16 protein-coding genes are annotated in these 16,400 nt (G+C 63.5%); 2 read left to right on the plus strand and 14 right to left on the minus strand.

Annotated elements, in window-relative coordinates; translation table 11 throughout:
• Window positions 1-61: 61 nt before the first annotated feature.
• The 6 genes from AC0L2L_RS00710 to AC0L2L_RS00735 all read right to left on the minus strand — a co-directional run bounded on the left by AC0L2L_RS00710 (window position 62) and on the right by AC0L2L_RS00735 (window position 6,758).
• Window positions 62-1,258 carry a caspase family protein gene (locus AC0L2L_RS00710; protein ID WP_473575472.1) on the minus strand — a complete coding sequence of 399 codons (1,197 nt, stop codon included), beginning with the start codon at window positions 1,256-1,258 and terminating at the stop codon, window positions 62-64.
• Window positions 1,259-1,457: 199 nt separating this feature from the next.
• Window positions 1,458-3,116, minus strand: a complete 1,659-nt coding sequence (locus tag AC0L2L_RS00715; protein WP_473575473.1) for an FAD-binding dehydrogenase — start codon at window positions 3,114-3,116, stop codon at window positions 1,458-1,460.
• 37 nt (window positions 3,117-3,153) lie between these two features.
• Complete coding sequence (locus AC0L2L_RS00720; RefSeq protein ID WP_027166926.1) at window positions 3,154-4,140, minus strand: Gfo/Idh/MocA family protein; 987 nt, start codon at window positions 4,138-4,140, stop codon at window positions 3,154-3,156.
• Window positions 4,141-4,516: 376 nt separating this feature from the next.
• Window positions 4,517-5,092 carry a YceI family protein gene (locus tag AC0L2L_RS00725; RefSeq protein WP_473575474.1) on the minus strand — a complete coding sequence of 192 codons (576 nt, stop codon included), beginning with the start codon at window positions 5,090-5,092 and terminating at the stop codon, window positions 4,517-4,519.
• A gap of 69 nt (window positions 5,093-5,161) precedes the next feature.
• Window positions 5,162-5,731 carry a cytochrome b gene (locus AC0L2L_RS00730; RefSeq protein WP_473575476.1) on the minus strand — a complete coding sequence of 190 codons (570 nt, stop codon included), beginning with the start codon at window positions 5,729-5,731 and terminating at the stop codon, window positions 5,162-5,164.
• 97 nt (window positions 5,732-5,828) lie between these two features.
• Window positions 5,829-6,758, minus strand: a complete 930-nt coding sequence (locus AC0L2L_RS00735; RefSeq protein WP_473575478.1) for a LysR family transcriptional regulator — start codon at window positions 6,756-6,758, stop codon at window positions 5,829-5,831.
• A gap of 96 nt (window positions 6,759-6,854) precedes the next feature.
• On the opposite strand from AC0L2L_RS00735, the gene AC0L2L_RS00740 reads away from it, so the two are divergent.
• Window positions 6,855-7,850, plus strand: coding sequence for an aldo/keto reductase (locus AC0L2L_RS00740; protein WP_473575479.1), 996 nt, complete (start codon window positions 6,855-6,857; stop codon window positions 7,848-7,850).
• A 235-nt stretch (window positions 7,851-8,085) separates the two neighbouring features.
• On the opposite strand, the gene AC0L2L_RS00745 is transcribed toward AC0L2L_RS00740, so the two are convergent.
• The 8 genes from AC0L2L_RS00745 to infC all read right to left on the minus strand — a co-directional run bounded on the left by AC0L2L_RS00745 (window position 8,086) and on the right by infC (window position 15,414).
• The gene (locus tag AC0L2L_RS00745; RefSeq protein ID WP_473575481.1) at window positions 8,086-8,688 is read right to left on the minus strand and encodes a nucleotidyltransferase family protein; all 603 of its coding nucleotides are present in this window, start codon (window positions 8,686-8,688) and stop codon (window positions 8,086-8,088) included.
• Between the two features lie 39 nt (window positions 8,689-8,727).
• Window positions 8,728-11,136, minus strand: coding sequence for a phenylalanine--tRNA ligase subunit beta (gene pheT / locus AC0L2L_RS00750; protein WP_473575482.1), 2,409 nt, complete (start codon window positions 11,134-11,136; stop codon window positions 8,728-8,730).
• Window positions 11,133-11,570: a GFA family protein gene (locus AC0L2L_RS00755; protein WP_473575483.1), complete on the minus strand. Its 438-nt coding sequence runs from the start codon at window positions 11,568-11,570 to the stop codon at window positions 11,133-11,135. Before AC0L2L_RS00755 ends, pheT begins: the two co-directional genes overlap by 4 nt.
• The gene (gene pheS, locus AC0L2L_RS00760) at window positions 11,567-12,664 is read right to left on the minus strand and encodes a phenylalanine--tRNA ligase subunit alpha (protein WP_473575484.1); all 1,098 of its coding nucleotides are present in this window, start codon (window positions 12,662-12,664) and stop codon (window positions 11,567-11,569) included. The genes AC0L2L_RS00755 and pheS overlap by 4 nt, the downstream gene beginning before the upstream one ends.
• Window positions 12,665-12,804: 140 nt before the next feature.
• Window positions 12,805-13,206 (minus strand): 50S ribosomal protein L20, encoded by a 402-nt coding sequence (rplT, locus tag AC0L2L_RS00765; protein WP_006201247.1) that lies wholly within the window; start codon window positions 13,204-13,206, stop codon window positions 12,805-12,807.
• Window positions 13,207-13,243: 37 nt separating this feature from the next.
• Complete coding sequence (rpmI, locus tag AC0L2L_RS00770) at window positions 13,244-13,447, minus strand: 50S ribosomal protein L35 (protein ID WP_027166935.1); 204 nt, start codon at window positions 13,445-13,447, stop codon at window positions 13,244-13,246.
• 632 nt (window positions 13,448-14,079) lie between these two features.
• Complete coding sequence (locus AC0L2L_RS00775) at window positions 14,080-14,727, minus strand: methyltransferase family protein (RefSeq protein ID WP_027166936.1); 648 nt, start codon at window positions 14,725-14,727, stop codon at window positions 14,080-14,082.
• Window positions 14,728-14,877: 150 nt separating this feature from the next.
• Complete coding sequence (infC, locus tag AC0L2L_RS00780; RefSeq protein WP_010912915.1) at window positions 14,878-15,414, minus strand: translation initiation factor IF-3; 537 nt, start codon at window positions 15,412-15,414, stop codon at window positions 14,878-14,880.
• Window positions 15,415-15,627: 213 nt separating this feature from the next.
• Here infC and AC0L2L_RS00785 point away from each other — a divergent pair, with 213 nt between their 5' ends.
• Window positions 15,628-16,398 carry an alpha/beta hydrolase gene (locus AC0L2L_RS00785; RefSeq protein WP_473575485.1) on the plus strand — a complete coding sequence of 257 codons (771 nt, stop codon included), beginning with the start codon at window positions 15,628-15,630 and terminating at the stop codon, window positions 16,396-16,398.
• Window positions 16,399-16,400 lie beyond the last annotated feature (2 nt).

The raw sequence follows: 16,400 nt of genomic DNA on the forward strand, positions 1-16,400 counted from the left end.
CCTGGCATTCGCCACCGCGTCCGCCGAATTCGCGACACAAGGCAATCGTGCGCGCGATTGTTTAACCCCCAAGCAGCTGCAGCTTACGGCAGGCGCGCCTCCTACCCTCTTGGCATCTTAGGCGACATTGCTCCTTATTGCCATCTCTGCATCGTCCAACGGATTCCGGTTTAGCAGGTGCCGTCGTTTCCGCTGAACGATTGGTGGAAGGCTCGTTGATAGGCAACGAGGCTTGCGGTTTACGAGGAACTTTCTTTGGCAGGACTTTTTTCCGTGGCGGCGCAGGTGCTTTGAACTTGGCAATTCGACTCTTTGCAATTTCGATGAATGCACCATTCGGGAATGCCGCTAGATAAGCACGATACATAGAGACATCGGATGTATCCTTGATCGATTTCCAAAATTCGAGTTCCGTCGCCGTGTTGAAATCTGGCTGATGGAGTTCTGATGGAAACTGACTGGACGCGGCATCTGGGTTGAATGAGAATCCCGGTTCTACCAAGGACGAGTTGCTCCAGGGTATCTGCCTCCCAGAAGTCACGTTCATGACGTCCAACCGGACGCGACGCATAAGAATTTCAATGTCGATCGAAGGAGTCTTTATGCGCTTCACAAGCGAGTCTGCAAAAGGGCTATGACTGGCGGCCCCATCGAGAGCCACATTGCCGGGCTGTGTTGCAAAGCCGATAAAGACTCCCCTGCCAGCATCCAAGGCTCCCAGCCCCGTTCCTATTGCAAGGCCGCGACTCTGACTCTGCCCACTTAATTGCTTAACGAAAGGATTGTCCCGACAGGCATCGAGAAGGACGATGGCGGTATTTTCCTCGACCGTCATGGCTGCGATGATATCTTGTAAGCGCTCTGCCTCTAGAGCCAAGTCCGCCGGACGCTGGAGGGCGGCATCGACAGGCAATAGGTAGTTCTCTCCGTTCGCTTGGAGCCCGTGTCCGGCATAGTAAAAAAGTGAGACGTCGCCCGGCTGCAAGTTTCGCCTGAATTTCGCGACGAGCTCCCTAAACGTCGACGCGTCAGCGTCCAGGCCAAGGGTGACCTCAAAACCCGTCTCCTCCAAAACTCCAGCGATCGCATTTGCATCATTCACTCCGTTGGTGAGCGATGGCGCATAACGATAGGCAGAGTTGCCGATGACAAGTGCATATCTGTGGCTGCGTTGGCCGATCTCGGCCTCACAGAATGCTGGTGTCGACAAGCCGCCCAGAAAAAGAAGGCACGCGCACAATAAGCAAATCTTGGACATTGCGACGGTCCCGAGTAGCCGAGAACATTAGCATCTGTTAAAGCGCGTTGGTACCGTATGAAACGGTCTTGCTCGCCGTGGGTCTCCGGGCTTCGTGACGCTTTTCGGTATCGCCTTCAAGGGATAATCAATCGCTGGAATGATGCCGGAGATGAGGTAGTTCGCGCTTCACGAGCTTGCGGCAACACCGCTCGATCATTCAGCGAACCGCCTTCGCCGCCGCCCTGCCTGCACTGCGGCCCGAGAAGATGCAGCCACCGAGGAAGGTGCCTTCCAGCGCCGCATAGCCATGCACGCCGCCGCCGCCGAAGCCGGCGACTTCGCCGACGGCATATAGCCCTGGCACGGGTTGCCCCTCGGCATCGAGCACGCGGCTGTCGAGATCGGTCTGCAGCCCGCCCAGCGTCTTGCGGGTGAGGATATTGAGCCGCACGGCGATCAGCGGGCCGTTCGCGGGATCGAGCATCCTGTGCGGCTTGGCGGTGCGGATCAGCCTGTCGCCGAGATAGGCGCGCGCGCCGCGCAGCGCGGTGATCTGGGCATCTTTCGAGAACGGATTGTCGAGCTGCCTGTCGCGGGCGCGGATCTCGCGCTCGACCTGCGTCACTTCCAACAGCGGTGCGCCGCCGGCCAGCGCGTTCATGCGTGCCACCAGCCCGGGAAGGTCGGCCTCGACGATGAAGTCCTCGCCCTTTTCCATGAAGGCTTTCACCGGGCCGGGAATGCCCGACGTGGCGCGTCCCAGCACCTGCCGCCAGCTTTTTCCGGTGAGGTCGGGGTTCTGTTCGGAGCCCGACAGCGCGAACTCCTTCTGGATGATCTTCCTGGTCAGGATGAACCAGGAATAGTCGAAGCCGGTGCTCATGATGTGGCTGAGCGTGGCTAAGGTGTCGAAGCCCGGATAAAGCGGCACCGGCAGCCGCCTGCCGCGCGCGTCGAGCCAGATCGAGGACGGCCCGGGCAGGATGCGGATCGCGTGATCGGTCCAGATCGGCGCCCAATTCTTGATACCCTCGACATAGTGCCACATGCGGTCGCGGTTGATGACCCTCCCGCCAGCCGCCTCGGTGATCGCCAGCATGCGGCCGTCGACATGGTCCGGCACGCCGGTGATCATCTGCTTGGGCGGCGCGCCGAGGCGCTGCGGCCAATTGCTGCGCACCAGCTCATGGTTGCCGCCGATGCCGCCCGAAGCGACGATCACCGCCTGCGCGCTGAGCGCGAACTCGCCGCTCACATCGCGCGCGCTCTTGCGGCCGCGCTCGACGCTGCTCGGCTCCAGCACATCGCCGCGCACGCCGGTGACGGTGTTGCCGGTGCGGACAATCTCGTTGACCCGGTGGCGGAACTTGAACTGCACAAGCCCCCGCTTTTGCGCCTCGCGCACGCGCAGGACGAAGGGCTCCAGCACGCCTGGCCCGGTGCCCCAGGTGATATGGAAGCGCGGCACCGAATTGCCGTGGCCGGAAGCGTTGCCGCCGCCGCGCTCGGCCCAGCCGACGACGGGGAAGAATTTCAGCCCGCGCTCGATCAGCCAGGAGCGTTTCTCGCCGGCGGCGAAGCCGACATAGGCTTCCGCCCATTTGCGCGGCCAGAAATCCTCGGGACAGTCGAAGGCGGCGGTGCCCATCCAGTCCTCGAGCGCGAGATCGTGGGAGTCGCGGATGCGCATGCGCCGCTGCTCGGGCGAATCGACCAGGAACAGCCCGCCGAACGACCAGAAGGCCTGACCGCCCAGCGACTGCTCCGGCTCCTGGTCGACGATGATGATCTTCTTGCCGGCCTCGGCCACCTCTGCCGCGGCAACGAGGCCTGCCAGCCCCGCGCCGACAATGATCACGTCCGCATCGTCAGCCATGGTTTCGCTCCCCTCAGGACGGCCGTCGGCGTTTCTCTCAGACGGGCTCCCAGCCGTCCTTTTCGCCGGCGCGGAAGATGGCGTCGATGACCTTCTGGTTGAGCACCGATTCCTCCAGCGTGAAGACGCGGTCCTTGCCGCCTTGTGCGGCGCGCACGAAGGCTTCGCATTCCAGCCGGTACTGCTGCGTGCCGGGGAAACGGAACACCTGTGCCTCGGTGTGGTTCTGGTTGTGCAGCTCGATGCGGTGATGCTCGTAGAGCCCGGCGTTGAACGGCCCAAACACCTCGATGAAACCCTTCTCGCCGTGGAACACCATCACCTGGCGCGCCGCCATCTGCGTCGACAGGTAGAAGGACAGTTCGAAGTCGCCGAAATCGGCGCGGATCGAGGAGTAGATGTCGGTGCCGAAATTCTTGTCGCGCTCGATGGTGGCCTGCACCCGGAGCGGCTCCTTGCCGGTCGAAAAACGCGTCGACACCGTCGGATAGACGCCGATGTCGGGCAGCGCGCCGCCACCGAGATCGAGCTGGTTGCGCATGTTCTTGGGGTCGACATTGTAATAGGAGAACGCGCCCTGCACGTGGCGCAGCCGGCCGATGGCGCCGCTGGCGATGAGGTCGCGCACCTTGATCCATTGCGGATGGTAGACGACCATGAAGGCTTCGCAGACGAGCACCTTCTTGCTGTCGCGCAGCTTGATCAGCGGCGGGATGTCCTTGGCGTCGAGCGCCAGCGGCTTCTCGACCAGCACGTGCTTGCCCGCCTCGATCGCCTTCGCCGTCCACTCGACATGCTGCGAGGTGGGCAGCGGAATGTAGACGCCGTCGACCTCCTTCGAGGCGAGCAGCTCCTCATAGGAGCCGAAGGCATGACGGGCGCCGAAACGCTCGCCCAAAGCCTTGGCCTTCGACAGGTCGCGGCTGGCGATCGCCGAAAGCACGCCGTTTTCCGAATCCACGATTGCCGGCAAAAGCTGCTCGCGGCCGATCTTTGCCGTCGACAGAACACCCCATCGGAACATCACGCTTCTCCATGTCGATTACATCGATGGAGGTGTGCCCGAAATCGAGGGAAAAGCCAATCGCAGACGCTCCGTGCAGCTCGGCGCTTGCATTGTCCAATGTAGCGCTGGTCGACCCCCACTCCGTCTCGGCTTCGCCGAGCCACCTCTCCCCCGATCGACGGGTAGAGGAAAGGAGCCGAGCTTTTTGCCGTCAACGCTCGTCCGGCACGCTCCCTTCCTTTCCCTCCGGAGGGGGGAAAGGTGGCGCTGCGAAGCAGCGACGGATTGGGGGAACCACGTGGCAATCAAGCTACGACCTGATCAGTCACGCCAGTCACAGAACATGAGTTCGTAGCGTAGCCCGCCTTGCCGGGGGCGAGGAAAGGCGCTGTACCTACCCCCTTTTCCCCATCAGCGTCATGTCGAAGTCGACGACGTTGGAATAGAGCGGCGTGCCGACGTCCATGCCGTAGCGCGACCTCAGCACCTTGCCGGTGACATGGAACTTGATGGTCCCGCCCTTCAATCCGCCGAGCTCGGCGGTGAATTTTTCCGGAAACGTCCTGCCGCGCGCCGTCAGCCGGCCGGTGACCAGCGCCGTCGTGTCGCCGGTGCGGGCCACGCTGGTCGAGCGGAACTGGATTTCGGGATTGTTGGCGGCGTCGAACACCGCGTCGGAGCGCAGGAAGGCGTCGATGCGGCCTTGGCCGGTGCCGACGCTTTCGGGATAGATGGTGAGGTCGACCTTCGAGCGGCCGACATCGCTGTTGTCGATGCGGATCGTGCCCTTGAAGCGGCCGAAGGCGCCGTCGAAGCCGCCGCCGCCGGCCTTGCCGATGCTGAAGTGGATCGAGGACCCCGACGGGTTGATCGTGTAGCTGCCGGCGGCGTCGCTGAGAGCGACGGCTGCGTACACAGGCATGACAAGGCAAGCGGCAAATGCCGCCAATCCGAGAATACGCGCATGCATGGGGATGGTCCTTTTCCTGAGGCAGCGCCTTGCTGTCATCTCGCCCCACCAACGAATGATGGGCCTGTTCTATTCCCCGTCTGACGAAGGCGTGATCATGCGTGTGAGCACATTGTCGCGCAGAAGGAAGTGATGGCGAAATGCCGCCGCGACATGCAGCGCCACCAGCGCGATGCCGGCATAGGCCAGGTACCAGTGCGCCGCCGACCAGAAGCTTTCCGCGGCATCGGATTCGGCAAGCGGCAGGTTGGGCATGACGAACTGGTTGAACGGCATCGTCGGGATCTCCAGCGTCGAGACCGAGACCAGGGCCCAGCCGGAGAGTGGCAGGGCGACCTGGAAGGCATAGAGCGCGAAATGCGCCAGCGGCGCCGCTCGCCGCTCCAAGATTCCGACCGACGGTGGGAGTGCCGGCGCCGCGTTGCCGAGCCGCCAGGCAATACGCAGGATGATCAGTACGAGCAGCAGGAAGCCGAAGGATTTGTGCAGCTGGATCAGCTCGAACGACATCCGCTGGCTTTCGATCCGCACCATGACAAAGCCCAGCACGAACTGGCCGATGAAGATGATGCCGATCAGCCAATGGAGGATGATCATTGGCCAGCCGTAACGGGTGGAGGTGTTGGTGATGGACTGCATGTGAGACGAACGAAGCTGGCGCCGGCTTTCTTCCACCCTCCCCCTTGTGGGGAGGGTCGGCGCGAAGCGACGGGGTGGGGGTCCTCTTCACAAAAATCTATAAGCGATAGCCCTGCCACAAAGGGGGAGGGTGGGACTCCCCACTCACCTTGAAGAAATCCACGAAAGCCCTGAGCGCCGGCCGCATCTGGCGGCGGCTCGGATAGTAGACGAAGAAGCCGTCGAAAGCCGGGCACCAGTCCTCCAGCACACGCATCAGCCTTCCGTCGGCGAGCGGCGCCGTCACATAATCCTCGAATACGAAGGCAAGCCCTGCCCCGTCGATCGCCGCCTGGGCGATCAAATGGTCCTCGTCGAGGATCAGCGGCCCTTGCACCGCCATCTCGATCTCTTCGCCGCCCTTCTCGAACTCCCAACGATAAAGGATGCCGCTCGAAAACCGGAAGCGGATGCAGCTATGACCGGCCAGCTCGCGCGGGTGGCGCGGCTTCGGCATGGTCGCGAAATAGGATGGCGCGCCGACCACCGCGCCGCGGATGTTCGGCCCGATGCGCACCGCGATCATGTCGCGCTGCAGGCTCTCGCCGAGCCGCACGCCGGCGTCGAAGCCGCCTTCGACGACATCGGTGAAACGGTCCTCGATGATGATCTCCAGCACGATGTCCGGATAGGCAGCAGCGAAAGCGCCGAGACGCGGCGTCAGCACCAGATGCGCGGCGGTGCGCGGCACGCTCAGCCGCAAATTGCCGGCCGGCCGGTCACGCGCCTCGACCGCCGCCTCCAGCGCCAGGTCGATCTCGGAGAGCGCCGGCCGCAACCGCTCGAGCAATTGCGCTCCTTCCTCGGTCGGGGCGACGCTGCGCGTGCTGCGCGCCAGGAGCCGCACCCCGAGCCGCGCTTCGAGGCTCGATACCGCATGGCTGACAGCCGAGGGCGCGATGCCGAGCTCGCGGGCGGCGCCGCGGAAGCTGGCGCATTGGGCGACCGTGGCGAGCACGGCGAGCTGAGAGAGGTTCGTTCGGTTCATTGTTCTATTTTATAGACCAAGCCGTGCAAAAGAGACAGAATTATCGAACGCGACACAAGGCGCTATCTCTCCCTCATCGCAACAAGGAGATGCGCCATGAAAACCCGCAAACTTGGAACTGAACTGGAAGTCTTCCCCGTCGGACTCGGCTGTATGGGCATGAGTTTTGGCTATGGCGGCCAGCCGGAGGCGGAAGCCATCGCCACGCTGCGCCGCGCCGTCGAGATCGGCGTCACCTTCTTCGACACGGCCGAAGTCTACGGCCCCTTCGAGAACGAGATCCTGCTCGGCAACGCGCTGAAGCCGGTGCGCGATCATGTCACCATCGCCACCAAGTTCGGCTTCAAGATTTCCGAGCACGGCACAGGCACTGACCGCATGGTCGGCGTCGACAGCCGCCCCGAGCATGTCAAGGCGGTGGCCGAGGCCTCGCTGAAGCGGCTGAACACCGACGTCATCGACCTCTATTACCAGCATCGCGTCGACCCGAACGTGCCGATCGAGGACACGGTCGGCGCCATGGCCGAGCTGGTGCGCGAGGGCAAGGTGCGCGCGCTTGGCCTCTCGGAAGTGAGCGGCGCGACACTGCGCCGGGCGCATGCCGTGCACCCGATCGCCGCCGTGCAGAGCGAATATTCGCTGTGGAGCCGTGACCCGGAGGACGAGGTTTTTACTGTCTGCCGCGAGCTCGGCATCGGCTTCGTTCCCTATAGCCCGCTCGGGCGTGGCCTGCTCACCGGCGCGATCGGCAAGCCCGATGCGCTGGGTACGGATGACTGGCGCCGTACCCTGCCGCGCTTCCAGGCGGAAGCCATGGAAGCCAACAACGCCGTCATCGCGGTGCTGGAGAAGCTGGCGGCTGAAAAGGGCGTGACACCGGCGCAGCTGGCGCTCGCCTGGGTGCTGCACCAGGGCGATTTTATCGTGCCGATCCCCGGCGCAAGGAAAATCCGCCATCTCGAGCAGAACACGGCGGCGGCCGGGATCGAGCTGAGCGCGGCTGAGGTTTCTGCGATCGGCGACGCGCTGTCGCCGGATAAGGTGGTCGGCAAGCGCTATACGGAGGAATTGCTGGCGCTGGTGAATGGGTGAGCAGAAGGGGGCGGCGCCCTTTTTTGTTGAGATGCCGGCGCCAGGCCCCCCTCTCTGGCCTGCCGGCCATCTCCCCCTCAAGGGGGGAGATCAGCCGTCGCGGGTCGCTTTCGCCAATCACCGGCGTTTAAAGGGGAGCGCCGTCATCGAAACCGCTAATCTCCCCCCTTGAGGGGGAGATGTCCGGCAGGACAGAGAGGGGGGCCTCGCGCAAAGTTATCTTATCTCTACGCCCCTACCAAGGCACCACCTCAATCTCCGCCCAGCACTCCCGCGCCCGCCTGCCCTTCATCTCATGCGTCCGCTGATTATCCAGCGCCCGGTTCGGCACGATGCGGAACGAAAAAATGTCATCCAGTCCGAACGGCGCTACCAATTCCAACGCGCCGTCCCGGCCATCCCGCACCCCGACCGCGTGCGTCTTCGATGCAAAGTAGCTCACCGATTCGCTCGCGCTCGCATAACGCGGGCACTCCTGCCCGAATTTTTCCGGATACCACAGATGCACCCGCGCCTGGTTGCGCACCTCGACGGGCAGCTTCAGTCCCTCGAAGTGCCGCGCCGCCCGGCGGATGACCGCGTCCTCCGCTTCGTAGGAAAGGTCGGCGTCGTCGAAATAGAACAGGTCGACATCCTTGATGCCGTAGCCCGGCGGCTTGCCGGTCAGATGGTTCCAGACGCCGTTGTAGAGCGCGCCGGACACCACCAGCCAGTCCGGCAAGGCAAGCGCCCGTACCCGCGCCAGCGTCTCAGCCAGCAGCGGGTCCGCCGCGACGATGGCGAGGAAAGCCGCGCGCTGCTCTTCGAACGGAAGGCCGGAATAGCGGAGATGGTCCATCGTCCTTTGGAAGGCGATTCGCCATCACTCCGCAATGCTTTACGCGCGCAGCACGCCGCCCGTCTGCTTGTTGACGTTGTCGACGATGCGCTTGGCCAGCGCCTCGAAATCCTCGTCGATCAGCGTCTTTTCGACCGGCTGGATCGAGACCTCGATGGCGATCGACTTCTTGGCCGCACCCAGCGATGCGCCTTCGAAGACGTCGAACACCGAGACGCCGGTGACCAGCTTCTTGTCGGCGGCCAAAGCTGCCCGCACCAGCGTGCCGGCTTCGACCGACCTGTCGACGACGAAGGCGAAGTCGCGCTTCACCGCCTGGAAGGGCGACAGCTCCAGCTTCGGCTTGGTGCGCGTCGGCTTGGCCTTCGGCTCCGGCACGGCATCGACGAAAACCTCGAAGCCGCAGATCGGTCCGGAGACATCAAGCGTTTCCAGCGTCTTCGGATGGAACTCGCCGAAGGTGCCGAGCACCGTCTTCGGCCCGAGCTTGATCGTGCCGGACCGTCCAGGATGATACCAGGCCGGACCGCCAGGCTCGATCTGCAGCCGGTCGACCGGCGCGCCACAAGCTTCGAGTGCTGCGATGGCATCGGCCTTGGCGTCGAACACGCCGACCGGGCCGGCAATGCCGGCCCAGCTGCGGCCCGAGCCGTCGAGCTTTGCCGTGCCGCGCCGCACGCCAGCGGCGACGCGCCGCTGCTGGTCGGCGCCGTCGCCCTCATAGGTGCCGGAGACCTCGAACAGCGCAACGTCGCCGATGCCCTTGTCGGCATTGCGCTGCGCGGCCGCGATCAGCCCGGGCAGCAGCGAAGGCCGCATGTCGGACATATCGGCGGCGATCGGGTTGGCGAGCTTGAGTGCCGTCTGGCCGCCGCCGAACAGCTCGGCGTGCCTGGCCGGGATGAACGACCAGGTGACGGCCTCCATCATGCCGCGCACGGCCAGCGCGCGTTTGGCCGCGCGGGTGCGCACCTGCAGCGTGGTCAGTATCTTGCCATTGACGGCGTCATGCGAGGTCAGCGGCTGCGGCGCGATATTGTCGACGCCGTGGATGCGCATCACCTCCTCGACAAGGTCGGCCTTGCCGTCGATATCCGGCCGCCAGGAAGGCACCTTCACCTCGACGGCGTCGCCCGAACTGCGCAGCTCGAAGCCGAGACGGGTCAGGATAGCGAGGGCTTCCTCCCTTGGCACCTCGATGCCGGTCAGCCGCTTCACCTCCGAAAGCGGGAAGAAGACGATCTTCGGCTTGTGGCCGGCATAGCCGGCAACCTCGATTTCAGAAGGCGTGCCGCCGCAGAAATCCAGCACCAGCTTGGTCGCCAGCTCGATGCCCGGCACCATGAATTCGGGATCGACGCCGCGTTCGAAGCGGTAGCGCGCGTCGCTGATGATGCCGAGCGTGCGGCCGGTGCGCGCTGTGGCGATCGGGTCCCACAGCGCCGATTCGATCAGCACGTCGGTGGTGTTCTCGTCGCAGCCCGAATGCTCGCCGCCCATGATGCCGGCGATCGACTCGACGCCGTCCTCATCGGCGATCACGCACATCTCCGGCGTCAGCGTGTATTCGCGCCCGTCGAGCGCCAGCACCTTTTCGCCTTCGCGCGCCCGCCGCACGGTTAGGTTGCCGGCGACCTTGGCGGCGTCGAAGACATGCAGCGGCCGGCCGCGGTCGAAGGTGACGTAGTTGGTGATGTCGACCAGCGCGCTGATCGGACGCAAGCCGATGGCGATCAGCCGCTGCTGCAGCCATTTCGGCGAGGGGCCGTTCTTGACGCCCTTCACTAGCGTCAGCGCGAAACCGGGGCAGAGCTCCGGTGCTTCGATCGTGACCTTGACCGGGCACAGGCCGTTGCCGGCATGCGGCATGATCGCGCCGCCGGTGAGACGGCCGAGCCCGCTCGCCGCAAGGTCGCGCGCGATGCCGTAGACGCTGGTGGCGTCCGGGCGGTTCGGCGTCAGATTGATCTCGATGACCGGATCGTCGAGATGCGCGTAAGCCGCGAAGCTGGTGCCGACCGGCGCATCCTCAGGCAGGTCGATGATGCCGGTGTGCTCGTCAGACAACTGCAACTCGCGCTCGGAGCACATCATGCCGTGGCTCTCGACGCCGCGGATCTTGCCGACCGAAAGCGTCACGTCGATGCCGGGAACATAGGTGCCGGGCGCCGCGAAAGCGCCGATCAGGCCCGCGCGGGCGTTCGGCGCCCCGCATACGACTTGAACAGGCGGCTTGCCGTCGCCGGTGTCGACGGTGAGAACGCGCAGCCGGTCCGCGTCGGGATGCTGCACGGCGGTCAGCACCCTGGCGATGACGAAGGGTTTCAGGCCCGCCTTGTCGTCGACATGTTCGACTTCGAGGCCGATCGCGGTCAGCCGCTCGACGATCTCGGCAAGCGAGGCGTCGGTCTCGAGATGGTCCTTGAGCCAGGAGAGGGTGAATTTCATCGTTCTGTTCCGTCTGGTCCTTGCCCATTGGATCTAGGCACACTGGTCTTCAAATGGCGCGGCAGGTCGTCGGGCATATGCAGGAAAGGCAGCTGCTCGCGCACATAGGCATGCAGCGTCGGCTTGAAATAGGCCGGCATGTCCATGGCGCCGAGCATGAAATAGATCTGGTCTTCAAGCCGCTCGTCGACATAGGCGATTGGCGAACCGCAAATGCCGCAGAACGAGCGCGTCACCGGCCCGTTCTCGTACATCTTCAGTGCCTTGCCGGTGAAGGCGACCTGGTCGGCCATGAAGCCGACAAAAGCCGACACCGGCGCGCCTGTCGCGCGCCGGCAGTCGCCGCAATGGCAATAGCTGATGTGGTGCGGCTCGGCTGACGCCTCGAACCGCACCGCGCCGCAGCGACAGCCCCCGGTATGGGGAGCGGTCACGTGCTCAAGCCCCCGAACAACGTCGGCAGGTCGAGCGGCCTGAAACCGTAATGCGACAACCAGCGCACGTCGGCGTCGAAGAAGGCGCGCAGGTCCGGCATGCCGTATTTCAGCATGGCGATGCGGTCGATGCCCATGCCCCAGGCAAAGCCCTGGTATTCGTCCGGATCGAGCCCGCCGGCGCGCAGCACGTTGGGGTGCACCATGCCGCAGCCCAGGATCTCCATCCAGTCGGAGCCTTCGCCGAAGCGCACTTCGCCCGGACGCGAGCGGTCGCACTGGATGTCGACCTCGAGGCTGGGCTCGGTGAACGGGAAGAAGGACGGCCGGAAGCGCATCTTGACCGCCGGCACCTCGAAGAAGGCCTTGCAGAACTCCTCCAGCACCCATTTCATGTTGGCGACGTTGGCTGATTTGTCGACCACCAGCCCCTCGACCTGATGGAACATCGGCGAGTGGGTGGCATCCGAATCCTGCCGGTAGGTCTTGCCGGGGATGACGATGCGGATCGGCGGCTTCTGCTTCTCCATGGTGCGGATCTGCACGGGCGAGGTGTGCGTGCGCAAAAGCTTGCGCTCGCCCTTCTCGTCCGGCTGGAAGAAGAAGGTGTCGTGCATCTCGCGCGCCGGATGTCCCTCGGGGAAGTTCAGCGCCGTGAAATTGTAATAGTCGGTCTCGATGTCCGGGCCTTCGGCGATCGCGAAGCCGAGATCGCCGAAGATCGCCGCGATCTCGTCGATCACCTGGCTGATCGGATGAATGCGCCCGCGCTCGGCCGGCGACTGCCGAACGGGGAGCGTAACATCGACCGTCTCGGCCGCCAGACGAGCTCCGATCGCCACATCCTTCAGCTCCGCCCTGCGTGCGGTGAGCGCTTCGGTGACGCGGTTCTTCAGGCCGTTGATCGCCGGGCCCTTCACCTGCCGTTCCTCGGCGCTCATGGCGCCGAGCGTCTTCAACATTTCGGAGACCGAGCCCTTCTTGCCCAGCGCCGAGACGCGCACCGCCTCGATGGCAGCCTCGTCCGAGGCCGCCGCGATATCGGCTAGAAGGGAATTTTCAAGTGTATCCAAGCCGGCAGTTGCGTCGTTCACGGTCAAACTCGCTACGTTGGAAAATCCGCATTAACGTGAAAATCACGTTAAACGTGATGTTCGGTCAAAAAAGAACCCGCGCCAGCCGAGCCAGCGCGGGTTCCCCAAATCAGTATTGCGAATGCTTGGGAAGCGCTGGCTTAGGCGACAGCGCTCTCAAAAGCGTTCGGCGTGGTGTTCTTCAGATATTCGAGCGCGACCTTGGCCTTGGCCACAAGTGCTGCGAAAGCCTGCGGCTCGTGGATGGCCATGTCCGAAAGGATCTTGCGGTCGATCTCGATGCCGGCTTTGTTGAGGCCGTCGATGAAGCGGCCATAGGTCAGGCCGTGCTCGTGCGTCGCGGCGTTGATGCGCTGGATCCACAGCGCGCGGAACGAGCGCTTGCGGTTCTTGCGGTCGCGATAGGCGTATTGCAGCGACTTCTCCACCGCCTGCTTGGCGATGCGGATGGTATTCTTGCGGCGGCCGTAGAAACCCTTGGCGGCTTTCAGGACCTTCTTGTGCTTGGCGTGGGAGGTAACGCCTCTCTTTACGCGTGCCATGTCATGATCTCCTTAAAACGTTGTCCAAGCCGAGGGATTAGAGGCCGTTCGGCAGAAAATTCTTGATAACCTTCTTGCCGTCCGGTTCAGCCAGAACCATCGTGCCTCGGGCATCGCGAATGAACTTGTTGGAACGCTTGATCATGCCGTGGCGCTTGCCGGCGGCAGCCGACAGCACCTTGCCGGTGGCAGTAATCTTGAACCGCTTCTTGGCGGCCGATTTGGTCTTCATCTTGGGCATTTTGCTACTCCGTATTGGTGGCGCACCATCGCGCTTCTTTTTTCGCTTCGGGCCGACCAAAGCCCGAAAAGCAAATGAAACCGCCACGGCATGCCCTGCCGGGCGGTTTTCTTGGAACGGCGGTCCTATAGATCAAACAGGGCCAGTGCGCAACACCCGAAGCCGTGCGACGCTCTGTCCTCGCCGTGCGCCGGCGGGAACGGTTGAGATTCAGGTCAGGCCCGCATCACCTGAATATCAATATGCTCCTGGTTTCTCAGCACAGGGTTTTGAAAGATTGCAGGCTTGTCGGCGGGCAGGGTCATCAACGTCCGTAGGGGTAGCCAGCGCAAACGCTGGCGATGAGTTGAAGCTTCCCAACCTCGTCATTCTAGGGCGGAGCAAGGAGCGAAGCGACGCGGCGCAGACCCTAGAATCCATGCCGTTACCTCGATCGAAATGTGCAACGGTGCAGAATTCTGGACCGCCGCGGCGCTTCCAAGTCGCGGCATGGATCCTCGGGTCTGCGCGCGTCGCTTCGCTCCTTGCTCCGCCCGTGGATGACGAAGTGACGAGCGTTTCGGCCAATCTCCAAGGCATGGGATCTGCCAATGCACGCATAGCCGACCGGTCAGAACTTCTGTGCTAGAGACCTACGGCAACGTGAACCACACCGGTAACATCCCCGACTGCTGCATGCCGTCGATCAGCTCGAACGCCGGCAACGCGACGAGGAACACCAGCCCGTCGAGCAGCGTGTTCAACAAGAGGCGCGGCTTGAAGCTGCCGGTATCGCCTTCCTTGTAGAGCGTCAGGTTCGGGAAGAAGCGCGGCACCTTGGCGAGATAGGCCTGGTAGGGCGCGCCGAGCACTTCCTTCAGATACCGCTCCTCGCGCAGGATGACGATGTGGAACGCACCGGCGCACAGCAGCGCGAAGAGAATGATGCCTGAAAACGAGCCGATCTGCGCGCCGACGCCGGCTGCAGCCACCGTCGAGAACAGATAGAGCGGGTTGCGGGTGATCGAATAAGGACCGCCGGTGACCACTTCGGAGGATTTGCGCCCGCCGATATAGAGCGTCGACCACAGCCGACCGACGATGCCGAGAAAGATCAACAGCACGCCGAACATCTCGATCGTCTCGTGCATCGGCGTGTCCGGCGCAAAGGAAGACTGGCCGAACAGAAGCGCGGCAAACAGCACCACGACCAGCACGGCCAGCACGACCCGGCGCATATGCTGGTAGCCGCCAAGACCTTCGGTTTGCTTGGCGGGCGGAGACTTCACTTCATCGGCCATAAGGAACCCGATCGCTGGATTGCTCGCGATCGAGGAACTCGATCGTCGATTTGCTCGCGATCGGCAATGCCGATCGTCGCTGGCGATCGGATAGAAAACAGGCGCCCCGCCGATCGTCGGGACGCCTTGCACCATGATTTTGGCGGGATTTTAGCGCGGCGCCAGAACCATCATCATCTGGCGGCCTTCGAGCTTCGGCTCCGCCTCGACCTTGGCAATGGTCGCCACTTCCTCGCGCACCTTGTTCAGAAGCTGCATGCCGAGCTCCATATGCGCCATCTCGCGGCCGCGGAAGCGCAGCGTCAGCTTGACCTTGTCGCCTTCCTCGAAGAAGCGCCGCACGGCCTTCATCTTGGTCTCGTAGTCATGGCTGTCGATGTTCGGGCGCATCTTGATCTCCTTGATCTCGATGACCTTCTGGTTCTTGCGCGCTTCGGCCGCCTTCTTCTGGTTGGCGTATTTCAGCTTGCCGAGATCGAGGATCTTGACGACCGGCGGCACCGCGTTGGGTGATATCTCGACGAGATCGAGCCCGGCCTCTTCGGCGAGCAGCAATGCGTCGTTGATGGAAACATCGCCGCGGTTCTGGCCTTCGGCGTCGATGAGCTGGACCCGGGGAACCCGGATGTCTCGGTTGGAGCGCGGGCCGTCCTTGGTGGGCGCCGCTGCTTTAAAAGGTCTGCGAATGGTCGTGGTCTCCTCGGCCGTTTCGTTCAGGGTTCGGTAGATTCAAATCGCTGGACGCGCCTATGTGGTGAGCGCGCGGCCGGAGTCAATAGCATAGGCTTTGAGGAAAATCACCTGTTCGCTTGCCTTTACCTGCACCAAGCAAAGAAACGTCGCGAGCACTTTTCGTTGAACCACCGCATGTGCCAAAAGACCGGCGAAAGGAACGACGTCATGGCCGCCAGCACCCCGGTTTTCATCGATGTGGACGGAACGAGCATCGCCGTCAGGCAGACGCCCGGCGCCGCGCCCGGCGTGGTCTGGCTCGGCGGCTACAAGTCCGACATGCTGGGCACCAAAGCCGAGACGCTTGTCGCCTGGGCCGGCGGCGAGGGCCGCGCCTATCTGCGCCACGATTATTCCGGCCATGGCGAGTCGGGTGGCGAATTCGCCGACGGCACGATCTCCAGATGGCTGGCCGAGAGCCTGGCCGTCTTTCGCCGGTTCAGCCAGGGCAAGCAGGTCCTGGTCGGTTCTTCGATGGGAGCATGGATTGCGCTGCGCATGGTGCAGGAACTGCATAAGGCCGGCGAAGATCGCGTTGCCGGCCTGGTGCTGCTCGCCCCGGCGCCGGATTTCACCGTCGAGCTGATCGAGCCGGTGCTGACCGACGCGCAGCGGCAGGACCTGCAGGAAAAAGGCTTCTTCGCCGAGCCGTCCGATTACTCGGACGAGCCTTATGTCTACACGCGCGCGCTGATCGAGGACGGCCGCGCCAACCGGGTGATGACCGGGCCGATCGACACCCACTGTCCGGTGCACATCCTGCAGGGCTTGGTCGACCCGGACGTGCCTTCGGGCCATGCCTTGAAACTCGCATCCATGCTGCCCGCCGACGACGTGACGCTGTCGCTGATCCCCGACGGCGATCACCGCCTGTCCCGTCCCGAGGATCTCGAAATGCTCAAGCGAGCCGTAGCCGACATGGTCAGGCGGGCCGCCTGAGA

The sequence above is a fragment of the Mesorhizobium sp. WSM4832 genome (assembly GCF_055811115.1).